This is a genomic window from Mangrovimonas sp. sgz306409, from assembly GCF_059735265.1.
On record NZ_JCAPEU010000003.1, the window covers coordinates 407718 to 420359 of the forward strand.

21 protein-coding genes are annotated in these 12642 nt (G+C 37.7%); 20 read left to right on the forward strand and 1 reads right to left on the reverse strand.

Going from position 1 to position 12642, the window contains the following annotated elements; translation table 11 throughout:
* Nucleotides 1–10: 10 nt before the first annotated feature.
* The gene (locus AC6I5C_RS07530; protein WP_497904634.1) at nt 11–1675 is read right to left on the reverse strand and encodes a POTRA domain-containing protein; all 1665 of its coding nucleotides are present in this window, start codon (nt 1673–1675) and stop codon (nt 11–13) included.
* A 194-nt stretch (nt 1676–1869) separates the two neighbouring features.
* On the opposite strand from AC6I5C_RS07530, the gene rpsL reads away from it, so the two are divergent.
* The 20 genes from rpsL to rplF all read left to right on the forward strand — a co-directional run bounded on the left by rpsL (nt 1870) and on the right by rplF (nt 12634).
* Nucleotides 1870–2244 carry a 30S ribosomal protein S12 gene (rpsL, locus tag AC6I5C_RS07535; RefSeq protein WP_053975748.1) on the forward strand — a complete coding sequence of 125 codons (375 nt, stop codon included), beginning with the start codon at nt 1870–1872 and terminating at the stop codon, nt 2242–2244.
* Between the two features lie 24 nt (nt 2245–2268).
* Nucleotides 2269–2745 carry a 30S ribosomal protein S7 gene (gene rpsG / locus AC6I5C_RS07540; RefSeq protein WP_053975747.1) on the forward strand — a complete coding sequence of 159 codons (477 nt, stop codon included), beginning with the start codon at nt 2269–2271 and terminating at the stop codon, nt 2743–2745.
* 4 nt (nt 2746–2749) lie between these two features.
* The gene (fusA, locus tag AC6I5C_RS07545; RefSeq protein WP_497904635.1) at nt 2750–4876 is read left to right on the forward strand and encodes an elongation factor G; all 2127 of its coding nucleotides are present in this window, start codon (nt 2750–2752) and stop codon (nt 4874–4876) included.
* A gap of 11 nt (nt 4877–4887) precedes the next feature.
* A complete protein-coding gene (gene rpsJ / locus AC6I5C_RS07550) occupies nt 4888–5193 on the forward strand; it encodes a 30S ribosomal protein S10 (RefSeq protein WP_007650482.1) in 306 nt (101 codons plus the stop codon).
* A 146-nt stretch (nt 5194–5339) separates the two neighbouring features.
* Nucleotides 5340–5957: a 50S ribosomal protein L3 gene (gene rplC, locus AC6I5C_RS07555; RefSeq protein WP_497904636.1), complete on the forward strand. Its 618-nt coding sequence runs from the start codon at nt 5340–5342 to the stop codon at nt 5955–5957.
* Nucleotides 5957–6586, forward strand: coding sequence for a 50S ribosomal protein L4 (rplD, locus tag AC6I5C_RS07560; RefSeq protein WP_053975744.1), 630 nt, complete (start codon nt 5957–5959; stop codon nt 6584–6586). The genes rplC and rplD overlap by 1 nt, the downstream gene beginning before the upstream one ends.
* Before the next feature lie 7 nt (nt 6587–6593).
* Nucleotides 6594–6884: a 50S ribosomal protein L23 gene (rplW, locus tag AC6I5C_RS07565; RefSeq protein WP_053975743.1), complete on the forward strand. Its 291-nt coding sequence runs from the start codon at nt 6594–6596 to the stop codon at nt 6882–6884.
* A gap of 10 nt (nt 6885–6894) precedes the next feature.
* Nucleotides 6895–7722: a 50S ribosomal protein L2 gene (gene rplB, locus AC6I5C_RS07570; protein WP_053975742.1), complete on the forward strand. Its 828-nt coding sequence runs from the start codon at nt 6895–6897 to the stop codon at nt 7720–7722.
* A gap of 6 nt (nt 7723–7728) precedes the next feature.
* Nucleotides 7729–8007, forward strand: a complete 279-nt coding sequence (gene rpsS, locus AC6I5C_RS07575; RefSeq protein WP_053975741.1) for a 30S ribosomal protein S19 — start codon at nt 7729–7731, stop codon at nt 8005–8007.
* A gap of 8 nt (nt 8008–8015) precedes the next feature.
* Entirely contained in the window at nt 8016–8426 is a 411-nt protein-coding gene (gene rplV, locus AC6I5C_RS07580; RefSeq protein WP_053975740.1) for a 50S ribosomal protein L22, read from the forward strand.
* Between the two features lie 9 nt (nt 8427–8435).
* Nucleotides 8436–9152 carry a 30S ribosomal protein S3 gene (gene rpsC, locus AC6I5C_RS07585; protein ID WP_053975739.1) on the forward strand — a complete coding sequence of 239 codons (717 nt, stop codon included), beginning with the start codon at nt 8436–8438 and terminating at the stop codon, nt 9150–9152.
* An 18-nt stretch (nt 9153–9170) separates the two neighbouring features.
* Complete coding sequence (gene rplP, locus AC6I5C_RS07590) at nt 9171–9596, forward strand: 50S ribosomal protein L16 (protein ID WP_053975738.1); 426 nt, start codon at nt 9171–9173, stop codon at nt 9594–9596.
* 9 nt (nt 9597–9605) lie between these two features.
* Nucleotides 9606–9797: a 50S ribosomal protein L29 gene (rpmC, locus tag AC6I5C_RS07595; RefSeq protein WP_053975737.1), complete on the forward strand. Its 192-nt coding sequence runs from the start codon at nt 9606–9608 to the stop codon at nt 9795–9797.
* A gap of 17 nt (nt 9798–9814) precedes the next feature.
* Nucleotides 9815–10072 (forward strand): 30S ribosomal protein S17, encoded by a 258-nt coding sequence (rpsQ, locus tag AC6I5C_RS07600; RefSeq protein ID WP_053975736.1) that lies wholly within the window; start codon nt 9815–9817, stop codon nt 10070–10072.
* A 2-nt stretch (nt 10073–10074) separates the two neighbouring features.
* The gene (gene rplN / locus AC6I5C_RS07605; protein ID WP_053975735.1) at nt 10075–10443 is read left to right on the forward strand and encodes a 50S ribosomal protein L14; all 369 of its coding nucleotides are present in this window, start codon (nt 10075–10077) and stop codon (nt 10441–10443) included.
* A gap of 13 nt (nt 10444–10456) precedes the next feature.
* Nucleotides 10457–10768 carry a 50S ribosomal protein L24 gene (gene rplX / locus AC6I5C_RS07610; RefSeq protein WP_053975734.1) on the forward strand — a complete coding sequence of 104 codons (312 nt, stop codon included), beginning with the start codon at nt 10457–10459 and terminating at the stop codon, nt 10766–10768.
* Nucleotides 10769–10773: 5 nt separating this feature from the next.
* On the forward strand, nt 10774–11325 hold the full coding sequence (gene rplE / locus AC6I5C_RS07615) for a 50S ribosomal protein L5 (protein ID WP_053975733.1): 552 nt from the start codon (nt 10774–10776) through the stop codon (nt 11323–11325).
* A 3-nt stretch (nt 11326–11328) separates the two neighbouring features.
* Entirely contained in the window at nt 11329–11598 is a 270-nt protein-coding gene (rpsN, locus tag AC6I5C_RS07620) for a 30S ribosomal protein S14 (RefSeq protein ID WP_053975732.1), read from the forward strand.
* A 75-nt stretch (nt 11599–11673) separates the two neighbouring features.
* The gene (gene rpsH / locus AC6I5C_RS07625) at nt 11674–12072 is read left to right on the forward strand and encodes a 30S ribosomal protein S8 (RefSeq protein ID WP_053975731.1); all 399 of its coding nucleotides are present in this window, start codon (nt 11674–11676) and stop codon (nt 12070–12072) included.
* A 19-nt stretch (nt 12073–12091) separates the two neighbouring features.
* A complete protein-coding gene (gene rplF / locus AC6I5C_RS07630) occupies nt 12092–12634 on the forward strand; it encodes a 50S ribosomal protein L6 (RefSeq protein WP_497904637.1) in 543 nt (180 codons plus the stop codon).
* The last annotated feature ends 8 nt before the right edge of the window (nt 12635–12642 follow it).

Here is a 12642-nt window from a genome sequence, read left to right on the forward strand (position 1 = left end):
AATTTTTTTGTTAAAATGTAGAGGAAATGCTGATGTGGATTTTGGAATCGGAAAACTTAAATTTCTGGTTTTCTGTCTTTCCGTTGGAGTAGTTGAGTTTAAATAACCCTGTGTTTGTGCGAAGTCCAAAACCAAATCCTACTCCAAATAGTTTTTTTTTGGTGTCGTTTAATTGGTTTTCAAAATATGAGGCGTCTAAAACACTGTGAACATAAAGGTTATTTGAGAGGCGGTATCTGTATTCTGTATTGAGTACTGCGTATAGGTTGGCTAAGATGCTGTTTTCTTCAAATCCTCTTATAGAATTGATGCCTCCAAAGCGATACAATTCGTTTTCTAAATATTGGTCGGAATTTAAATAGGCTCCATTTAAACGAGTGAATAGGCTGTTCCTGTCGTTTAAGTTGAAAATTTTATAGCTATTGACTTGAAACTGGGTTTGCCTTTCTGTTTTGAATTCTGATGAGCGTTTTCCAAAGCCGGTAGAAAAATCAAACAGAAAGTTTGTTGGAAATAGGTTATCGTAATATTGTGGTTTTATGAAAGCGTAATTGATTTTATAAAAAGTCGATTTGTAATCTGTAATGGTACTCGTTGCGTTGTCCAGTAAATTGTTGGAGTTGATTCCGTGTATCCCAGCTGATAGTTTGTTCCTAGAGTTGAGTTGGTAAAATATGTTGGCGGATTGTGTGACATTCACAAACGAGGAATCTCTCCTGAAAATATTAAGATTACCATCTACCCCAATGGGAGTTTTGAAAAGATAGGGGAGACTAACATCAAGGTTGAAGGTTCTTTGGTCATTCTCATCACTCTTATATAGTAGTTTTAAGGATTCACCATAATTGAGATTATTTATTAAGGATAGATTTAAATAACCGTCAAATTCCAATTTTTGAGTTTCCGTATTACTTCCAAACCCTAAAAAGCCATCAAAAGAATTCGCTTTGGTCTTTTCTATATATAAATATAAGGTAGTGGAATCTTTGGTAAATAAAACTTCGGGATCCTTGATTTGGTTGGCGAATTGCAAATCGTTTAACAGGTTTGTTCGTTCTTTTATTTTGGATAGGTTAAATGTTTGAGAAGTCTTGATTTTTAAAAAGTGTTTGACATATGACCTTGGAAATTTTTCATAACCTTTAATTACTATACCATCTATGGTCCTGATTTTATTGCTAATGATTTTCAGATTAGCTGATAGAGTGGAATCATTTATTTTTTTTAGGTCCGTTAATTCAAGTGAACTAAATGGGTCTCCTGTATTGGCAATCTCAGTATTGAGGGCTTCTAAAGTGTCTTCTAGTTCTGCAATGCTAATGAGTAAATAGTCATCAAGTGTTTTTAGGTTGAGTGCTTTTAAATATTTAGGGTCTAATCCCTTAAAATATACATGGATGGTTTTGTAATGGTTGTTTAAATGTAAGAGAGCAAGGTAGCTTGAATCGGATTCTTTTGTGAGGTCTTCGAGGTTTGATTCCAAATACCCCAGTTTGTTTATTTTTTGTTGAAGGGAAAACAGCTCAGTTTCCAACTCGCTATAATTAGAGTAGATTTTTTTGTACCCTATGGAGTCAATGATTTGGGTTTCTTTTTCGGTTTTACCCTGAACGCTTAAGTGAAGTGATTGAGCGTGAATGATGTTGCAAAGCAACGTCCAAAAAATTAATTGCATTAACAATTTTGAGGAGGGCATCATACGGAATTTGATTTCAAAGCTAACGGAAATAATTCAACTAAAATATGCGGAGTAAAAAATAATTCACCAAACTTTTTAAAATTAATCACTTAACATTTGAAAAATTCATTTTTATTCCTACCTTTGCAGCCCTCTAAATAGAGGCTTTAATAAAAATTATATAGTAATATATGCCAACAATTTCACAATTAGTACGAAAAGGAAGAGCCAAAATAACCAAGAAGAGTAAATCGGCTGCTTTGGATTCGTGCCCACAAAGACGTGGTGTGTGTACTCGTGTTTATACTACAACGCCTAAGAAACCTAACTCAGCAATGCGTAAGGTAGCAAGGGTTCGTTTAACAAACGGTAACGAGGTTAACGCATACATCGGAGGTGAGGGTCACAACCTACAAGAGCACTCGATAGTATTGGTTAGAGGCGGAAGGGTAAAAGATTTACCAGGAGTTAGATATCACATCGTTCGTGGAGCTCTTGACACTGCAGGTGTTAATGGTAGAACACAACGTAGATCTAAGTATGGTGCAAAACGCCCTAAGAAGTAATTAAAAAAACTTTAAGAAGAAGACATGAGAAAAAGACAAGCGAAAAAAAGACCGCTTTTACCAGATCCACGTTTTAACGATCAGTTGGTAACACGTTTCGTTAATATGATGATGTGGGACGGTAAGAAGTCTGTAGCTTTTAAAATATTCTATGATGCTATTGATATTGTAGAGTCTAAGAAAGCTGATGATGAGAAAACAGCGTTGGAACTTTGGAAAGATGCTTTATCAAACGTTATGCCTCACGTAGAAGTACGTAGCCGTAGAGTTGGTGGTGCAACATTCCAAATCCCTATGCAAATACGTCCAGACCGTAAAATTTCAACTGCAATGAAATGGTTAATCGGTTATGCGCGTAAAAGAAATGAAAAATCTATGGCACAACGTTTGGCTTCAGAAATTTTAGCAGCAGCTAAGGAAGAAGGAGCAGCCGTTAAGAAAAGAGTAGATACTCATAAGATGGCAGAGGCTAACAAAGCATTCTCACACTTTAGATTCTAATAAAATGGCAAGAGATTTAAAACTTACAAGAAATATAGGTATTGCAGCTCACATTGATGCTGGTAAAACAACAACAACGGAGCGTATACTTTATTATACAGGGGTTTCTCACAAAATTGGTGAGGTGCACGATGGTGCTGCAACTATGGACTGGATGGAGCAAGAGCAAGAGCGTGGTATTACTATCACATCTGCAGCTACAACTTGTACATGGCAGTTCCCATTGGAGAATGCGCAGCCTACTCCAGAGACTCAAGGGTATCACTTTAACATTATCGATACTCCGGGTCACGTTGACTTTACTGTAGAGGTAAACCGTTCATTACGTGTATTAGATGGTTTGGTATTCTTATTTAGTGCAGTTGATGGTGTTGAGCCTCAATCTGAAACTAACTGGAGACTTGCTGATAACTATAAAGTACCACGTATTGGATTTGTTAACAAGATGGACCGTCAAGGATCTAACTTCTTAGCAGTATGTCAACAAGTAAAAGATATGTTGAAATCTAACGCGGTGCCAATCGTATTGAACATTGGTGACGAAGCAGATTTCAAAGGTATCGTAGACTTAGTAAAAAACAGAGCTATCGTATGGCATGATGAAACTCAAGGGGCAACTTTTGATGTTATCGACATTCCAGAAGATATGAAAGAAGAAGCGCACAAATACCGTGCACTTTTAATCGAAGAGGTAGCTTCTTACGATGAGAACTTATTAGAGAAATTCATGGAAGATGAAAACTCTATTACAGAAGAAGAAGTGCACGCTGCACTTAGAGCTGCTGTAATGGATATGGCTATCATTCCTATGATTTGTGGTTCTTCATTTAAAAATAAAGGTGTACAGTTCTTATTAGATGCTGTTTGTCGTTATTTGCCTTCTCCATTAGATAGAGATAACATTATTGGTACTAACCCAGACACAGGAGCTGAAGAGACTCGTAAACCAAGTGTTGACGCGCCTTTCGCTGCATTGGCATTTAAAATTGCTACCGATCCTTTCGTAGGTCGTTTGGCATTCTTTAGAGCTTACTCTGGACGTTTAGATGCAGGTTCTTACATCTTGAACAACCGTTCAGGTAAAAAGGAGCGTATCTCTCGTATCTATCAAATGCACTCTAACAAGCAAAATGCTATCGAATATATCGAGGCTGGTGATATTGGTGCGGCAGTAGGGTTTAAAGACATCAAGACTGGTGATACTATGTCTGATGAGAAACACCCAATTGTATTGGAAAGTATGGACTTCCCAGATCCAGTAATTGGTATCGCGGTTGAGCCTAAAACTAAAGCTGACGTTGATAAACTAGGTATGGCTTTGGCTAAATTGGCAGAAGAAGATCCAACTTTTACAGTAAGAACAGATGAAGCTACAGGACAGACTATCATTTCTGGAATGGGTGAGCTTCACTTAGATATTATTGTTGACCGTTTGAAGCGTGAGTTCAAGGTTGAAGTTAACCAAGGACAACCTCAAGTAGAGTACAAAGAAGCTATTACTCAAACTGCACAACATAGAGAGGTTTACAAGAAGCAATCTGGTGGACGTGGTAAATTCGCGGATATCGTATTTACTCTTGAGCCTGCAGAAGAAGGTAAAGTTGGTCTAGAGTTCGTTTCAGAGATCAAAGGTGGTAACGTACCAAAAGAATTTATCCCTTCAATCGAGAAAGGATTCAAGATGGCTATGGTAAACGGTCCATTGGCAGGTTACGAAGTAGATGCTATGAAAGTAACTTTGACAGACGGATCTTACCACGATGTGGATTCTGACCAGTTATCATTCGAATTGGCTGCTAAACTTGGTTTCAAAGCTGCTGCAAGAGCTGCTAAAGCCGTGATTATGGAGCCTATCATGAAATTGGAAGTTATCACTCCAGAAGAAAACATGGGTGATATCGTAGGTGACCTTAACCGTCGTCGTGGACAGGTTAATGACATGGGCGATAGATCTGGATCTAAAGTTGTAAAAGCGCACGTACCATTATCAGAAATGTTTGGTTACGTAACTGCTTTACGTACGTTGTCTTCTGGTAGAGCAACCTCTACTATGGAATTTTCACATTATGCTGAAACTCCTTCGAACATTGCGGAAGAAGTGATTAAGGCAGCTAAAGGAGTTGAAGCTTAAATCTTAAGAAAATGAGTCAAAAAATCAGAATAAAATTAAAGTCTTACGATCACAACTTGGTTGACAAGTCAGCTGACAAGATTGTAAAAACAGTAAAAAGTACAGGTGCTGTTGTAACGGGTCCAATTCCATTACCAACTCACAAAAAGATTTTCACTGTATTACGTTCACCACACGTAAACAAGAAGTCTAGAGAGCAGTTCCAATTAAGCTCTTACAAGAGATTGTTGGATATCTACTCTTCATCTTCTAAAACAATCGATGCTTTAATGAAACTTGAATTGCCAAGTGGAGTTGAAGTAGAGATCAAGGTGTAAGTAAGCACATCAAGAAAAATTTTCTTGATCACATGTCCGGCGCTTCGTGCAAAGGAAAAACGGAAAAAGTACAGTTCAGGGTTGAAACGTATTTTGACCCTGAATTTTTTAAAATAATATAGTAATCAATTTAATAATTAATAAATATGTCTGGGTTAATAGGAAAAAAGATCGGTATGACCAGCATTTTCGATGAAAATGGAAAAAACATTCCATGTACAGTAATCGAAGCTGGACCATGTATCGTTACCCAAGTCAGAACCGAAGAGGTTGACGGGTATAATGCTCTTCAACTTGGTTTCGATGACAAGACAGAAAAAAGTGCTACGAAAGCGGAACTTGGTCACGCCAAAAAAGCTGGTACTTCTGTTAAGAAAAAAGTCGTTGAATTCCAAGGATTTGAAGGAGATTACAAATTAGGTGATGCAATCACAGTAGAGCACTTCATCGAAGGTGAGTTTGTGGACATCTCAGGAACTTCTAAAGGAAAAGGATTCCAAGGGGTTGTAAAACGTCACGGATTTGGTGGGGTTGGACAAGCTACCCACGGTCAACACAACCGTTTAAGAGCTCCTGGTTCTATCGGTGCAGCATCTTATCCTGCGAGAGTATTCAAAGGAATCAAGATGGCCGGAAGAATGGGTGGTGAAAAAGTGAAAGTTGAAAATTTAAGAGTTTACAAAGTAGTTCCAGAAAAGAACCTTATTGTAGTTAAAGGATGTGTTCCAGGACACAAAAACTCTTATGTAATCATTGAGAAATAATGAAAGTAGCAGTTTTAGATATAAACGGAAAAGACACAGGTAGACAAGCAGAGCTTTCTAAGGATGTGTTTGCTATTGAGCCTAACAATCACGCAGTATACTTAGACGTTAAGCAGTATTTGGCTAACCAACGCCAAGGTACTCACAAGGCTAAGGAAAGAGCTGAAATCTCTGGAAGTACTCGTAAGCTTAAAAAGCAAAAAGGAACTGGTACAGCTCGTGCGGGTAGTATCAAGTCTGGAGTATTTAAAGGAGGTGGACGTATGTTCGGTCCAAGACCAAGAAACTACAGTTTCAAATTGAACAAAAACCTTAAGCGTTTGGCTCGTAAATCAGCTTTGAGCATTAAGGCAAATGACAAGTCAATCGTAGTTTTGGAAGACTTTAGCTTTGACACTCCAAAAACAAAGAACTTCACAGCGGTTTTAAAAGCCCTTGATATTCAAGACAAAAAATCTTTGTTTGTATTGGGAGCGTCAAATAATAATGTATATTTGTCGTCGCGTAATTTTAAAGGGTCTGAAGTGATAACTGCCTCAGAATTAAACACTTATAAAATTTTGAACGCAAGTAAAGTAGTCCTTTTAGAGGGGGCTCTAGAGGGAATTGAAACGAATTTAAGTAAATAAGAAAGTCATGAGTATCTTAATTAAACCTATTATCACAGAGAAAGCAACAACTCAAGGTGAGTTGAACAACTGCTTTAGCTTTGAAGTGAGCACAAAGGCGAACAAGGTAGAAATTAAAAAAGCAGTAGAAGCTGCTTATGGCGTTTCTGTTGAAAAAGTTCGTACTATAAATGTCCGTCCAGAAAGAAGAACCCGTTATACAAAAACAGGTATTCAGCATGGTAAAACAAATGCCGTTAAAAAGGCATTTGTACAACTGGCGGAAGGTGAGACAATTGATTTATACAGTAACATGTAATTAGACGAAAATGTCAGTAAGAAAATTAAAACCGATTACATCAGCTCAGCGTTTTAGAGTAGTTAATGGATTTGACGCCATCACTACTGATAAGCCGGAGAAAAGCTTGCTTGCTCCGAAAAAAAGATCTGGTGGTAGAAACAGTCAAGGAAAAATGACCATGCGCTACATTGGTGGTGGTCACAAAAAGAAGTATCGTATCATCGATTTCAAAAGAAACAAAGCAGGAATCCCTGCTGAAGTGAAAACTATCGAGTACGATCCAAACAGAACAGCTTTTATCGCGTTGTTGAACTACCAAGATGGTGAAAAAAGATACATCATTGCTCAAAATGGTTTACAAGTTGGACAAAACGTTGTATCTGGTGCCTCGGGAGTAGCTCCAGAAATTGGAAACGCAATGCCTTTAAGCGAAATACCTTTAGGTACTATTATTTCATGTATTGAGTTGCACCCAGGGCAAGGAGCTGTTATGGCTCGTAGTGCTGGAGCTTTCGCTCAATTGATGGCAAGAGACGGTAAATTTGCTACCGTTAAATTACCATCAGGTGAAACCAGATTGGTACTTGTAACTTGTATGGCTACTATTGGAGCTGTATCTAACTCAGACCACCAGTTGATCGTATCTGGTAAAGCAGGTAGAAGCAGATGGTTAGGTAGAAGACCAAGAACAAGAGCCGTAGTAATGAACCCTGTAGATCACCCAATGGGTGGTGGTGAAGGACGTTCATCTGGAGGACACCCACGTTCAAGAAAAGGTTTACCTGCTAAAGGTTACAGAACCCGTTCTAAGACAAAAGCGAGTAATAAATATATTGTAGAACGTAGAAAGAAATAATAGGACATGGCAAGATCATTAAAAAAAGGACCTTACGTTCATTATAAATTAGATAGAAAAGTTCAACAAAATGTTGAGTCTGGCAAGAAGACAGTTATCAAAACTTGGTCTAGAGCTTCTATGATTACTCCAGACTTCGTAGGACAAACTATTGCAGTACACAACGGTCGTCAGTTTGTACCAGTTTACGTAACAGAAAACATGGTAGGTCATAAATTAGGAGAATTTTCACCAACACGTTCTTTTAGAGGGCATGCAGGTGCAAAAAATAAAGGTAAAAAATAAGAAGAGCTATGGGAAGTCGTAAAAAACAAATGGCAGAGGCTATGAAAGAAGACAGAAAGCAAATTGCTTTTGCAAAATTGAACAACTGTCCTACCTCACCAAGAAAAATGCGTTTAGTAGCTGATTTGGTAAGAGGTCAAAAAGCTGAAAAAGCTCTTCAGATCCTTAGATTTAGCTCGAAAGAAGCATCACGTCGTTTAGAGAAACTTGTACTATCTGCAATCGCTAACTGGCAAGCTAAAAACGAAGATGCTAACATCGAAGAGGCTAACTTATTTGTAAAAGAGATCAGAGTAGATGGAGGAACAATGTTGAAAAGATTGCGTCCAGCTCCTCAAGGTCGAGCACACAGAATTAGAAAACGTTCTAACCACGTAACAGTTGTGATTGGAGCATTAAATAACAACACACAAAGCTAAGATAGAGATATGGGACAAAAAACAAATCCAATCGGAAATCGCTTAGGAATCATCAGAGGATGGGAGTCTAACTGGTACGGAGGCAATGACTATGGAGACAAGCTTGCTGAAGACGATAAGATTAGAAAATATGTTCACGCTCGTTTATCTAAAGCTAGTGTGTCTAGAGTAATTATTGAGCGTACGCTTAAACTTGTAACCGTTACTATCACTACTGCCAGACCTGGTATCATTATCGGTAAAGGTGGTCAAGAGGTAGACAAGTTGAAAGAAGAGCTTAAAAAGATTACAAACAAGGAAGTTCAGTTAAACATCTTTGAAATAAAGAGACCAGAACTTGACGCATTCTTGGTAGGGTCTAGCATTGCTCGTCAAATTGAGAACCGTATCTCTTATAGACGTGCAATCAAGATGGCTATCGCGGCTGCGATGCGTATGAATGCAGAAGGAATCAAAGTACAGATCAGTGGCCGTTTGAACGGTGCTGAGATGGCACGTTCCGAGCACTACAAGGAAGGTCGTATTCCATTATCGACATTTAGAGCTGACATCGACTATGCTTTGGTAGAGGCCCACACTACTTACGGTAGATTGGGAGTAAAAGTATGGATCATGAAAGGTGAGGTGTATGGTAAGAGAGAACTTTCTCCGCTAGTTGGGTTATCCAAAAAGCAAGGAAAAACAGGACGTGGAGGTAATACAAACAAATCTCGACGAAGAAAGTAATTTTAAAAGTAAAAGAAGATGTTACAACCAAAGAAAACAAAGTTTCGTAAGCAACAGAAAGGTCGCATGAAAGGAAATGCCGGAAGAGGGCACGTACTTTCAAATGGAATGTTTGGTATAAAATCGCTTGACTCAGAATTTATTACTGCGCGTCAAATCGAAGCTGCCCGTATTGCTGCAACACGTTATATGAAAAGAGAGGGGCAACTTTGGATCAAAATTTTTCCAGACAAGCCTATCACAAAGAAACCTCTTGAAGTACGTATGGGTAAAGGTAAAGGTGCTGTTGAATATTGGGCTGCTGTGGTTAAACCAGGTAGAATGTTATTTGAAGTTACCGGTGTGCCTTTAGAAGTTGCAAGAGAAGCCTTGCGATTGGCCGCACAAAAACTTCCAGTTAAAACTAAGTTTATTATAGCTCGAGATTACGACGAAGCTCAATAAGAATGTATTATGAAGCAATCAGAAATTAAACAGCTATCTACAGCCGAGTTACAAGAACAACTTGGTGTGACCAAAAAGAGTTATGCAGACCTAAAAATGGCTCATGCAATCTCTCCTTTAGAAAATCCAATTCAATTGCGTTCGGTAAGACGTTCAATAGCAAGAATTGAGACTGAATTAACTAAAAGAGAACTACAATAACTGTATTCTGCTGAAAGATGGAAAAAAGAAACTTAAGAAAAGAACGTATAGGAGTTGTTACAAGTAACAAAATGCAGAAGTCCATTGTGGTTTCTGAGGTTAAGAAAGTAAAACACCCTATGTATGGTAAATTCGTGTTGAAAACGAAAAAATACGTTGCACACGATGAAACAAACGACTGTAACGTTGGAGATACTGTAAGGATCATGGAAACAAGACCTATGAGTAAATCTAAATGTTGGAGATTAGTAGAAATAATTGAAAGAGCGAAGTAATTATGGTACAACAAGAATCAAGATTAAAAGTAGCCGACAACACTGGAGCAAAAGAAGTATTAACAATACGTGTTCTAGGTGGTACTAAGAAGAGATATGCTTCTATTGGAGATAAAATTGTTGTTTCTGTAAAAGATGCAACTCCTAACGGAAACGTAAAAAAAGGAGCAGTTTCTACTGCTGTTGTTGTGCGTACCGTGAAAGAAGTAAGACGCCCAGACGGATCTTACATTAGATTCGACGACAACGCTTGTGTACTTTTAAATGCTCAAGGTGAGATGAGAGGTACACGTGTATTTGGACCTGTTGCTAGAGAACTTCGTGATAAACAATTCATGAAAATTGTATCATTGGCACCTGAAGTGCTTTAATGACTAAACTAAGATGACAAAGCTTAAAATAAAATCAGGAGATACCGTAAAAGTAATTGCTGGAGACAACAAAGGATCAGAAGGTAAAGTACTTAAAGTATTTGTAGATAAGAACAAGGCCATCGTAGAAGGAGTGAACATTGTGAAGAAGCACACTAAGCCAAGCGCACAAAATCCTCAAGGTGGTATCGTAGAGAAAGAAGCACCAATCCACATCTCGAATTTATCTTTGGTAAATTCTAAAGGTGAAACTACTAGAGTAGGTTACAAAATGGAAGGTGATAAAAAAGTAAGATTTGCCAAAAAATCTAATGAAGTAATATAGTAGTTATGACTTATACTCCAAGATTAAAACAAGAGTACCGCGACAGAATCGTTGCGGCTCTTACAGAAGAATTCGGTTATCAAAACGTAATGCAAGTACCTAAACTAGAAAAGATCATCTTATCTAGAGGAGTTGGTGCTGCGGTTGCTGATAAGAAATTAATCGATCATGCAGTTGAAGAATTAACTAAGATCTCTGGACAAAAAGCTGTAGCTACACTTTCTAAAAAAGACGTTGCAACTTTCAAATTACGTAAGGGAATGCCAATTGGTGCCCGCGTAACCTTAAGAGGAGAGAGAATGTACGAATTCTTAGATCGTTTGATTACTTCAGCTTTACCACGTGTAAGAGATTTTGGTGGTATCAAAGCTACTGGATTTGATGGTAGAGGTAACTACAACTTAGGTATTACCGAACAAATCATTTTCCCAGAAATTGATATTGACAAAATCAACAAAATATCAGGAATGGACATTACCTTTGTAACGTCTGCAGAGACTGATAAAGAAGCACATTCGTTATTAACTGAATTAGGACTACCTTTTCAAAAGAACTAAGATATGGCTAAAGAATCAATGAAAGCCCGTGAGGTAAAAAGAGCAAAAACAGTAGCTAAATATGCTGAGAAACGTAAAGCTTTAAAAGAAGCTGGAGATTACGAAGCACTACAGAAGTTACCAAAAAATGCTTCTCCAGTACGTATGCACAACAGATGTAAACTTACAGGAAGACCTAAAGGGTATGTTCGTACATTTGGAATTTCACGTGTAATGTTGCGTGAAATGGCAAATAAAGGACTTATTCCAGGAGTGAAAAAAGCTAGCTGGTAAAAAAAGAATTATAAACTGGTTTGAAGTTCGGAGCCGAAGGTCGGCTCCGAAAACCAAAACCGCAAATTAATATACATGTATACAGATCCTATCGCAGATTATCTAACAAGAATTAGAAATGCCGTGAAAGCCAACCACAGAGTGGTTGAGATTCCAGCATCTAAGCTGAAAAAGGAAATTACTAAAATATTATTCGATCAAGGATATATTTTAAGTTACAAGTTTGACGATTCTTCAGTACAAGGGAGCATTAAAATCGCTCTTAAGTACAATAAAGAAACTAAAGAGCCTGTAATCAAAAAGATTCAAAGAATCAGTAAACCAGGTTTACGTAAATATGCAGGTGCCAATGAAATGCCAAGAATTCTTAACGGTCTTGGAATTGCTATTGTTTCAACATCTCACGGTGTGTTAACAGGGAAGCAAGCGCAACAACAAAACGTTGGTGGAGAATTATTGTGTTACGTTTACTAATTTATAAAAACAGAAAGACATGTCAAGAATAGGTAAAAACCCAGTAACTATCCCAGGAGGAGTTACAGTTGAAGTTAAAGACAATGTAATTACTGTAAAAGGTAAATTAGGTGAATTAACTCAAGAATTTTCTGGTGTAGAAATTAAAGTAGAAGAAGGAAACGTTATAGTTGAGCGTTCTTCAGATAAAAAAGACGAAAGAGCAAAGCACGGTCTTTATAGAGCCTTGATTAACAATATGGTTAAGGGTGTATCTGAAGGGTGGACCAAGCAACTAGAGTTGGTGGGTGTTGGTTATAGAGCATCGAACCAAGGACAAAAATTGGATTTAGCATTAGGTTTTTCTCATAATATTATCTTAGATTTAGCTCCTGAAGTTAAAGTTGAGACCATATCTGAGAAAGGTAAAAATCCAATCGTTAAATTAACCTCTCACGACAAACAGTTGGTAGGACAAGTAGCTGCGAAAATCCGTAGTTTCAGAAAACCAGAGCCTTACAAAGGAAAAGGTATCAAGTTTGTTGGTGAAGAATTAAGAAGAAAAGCAGGTAAATCAGCTTAATAGTTAAG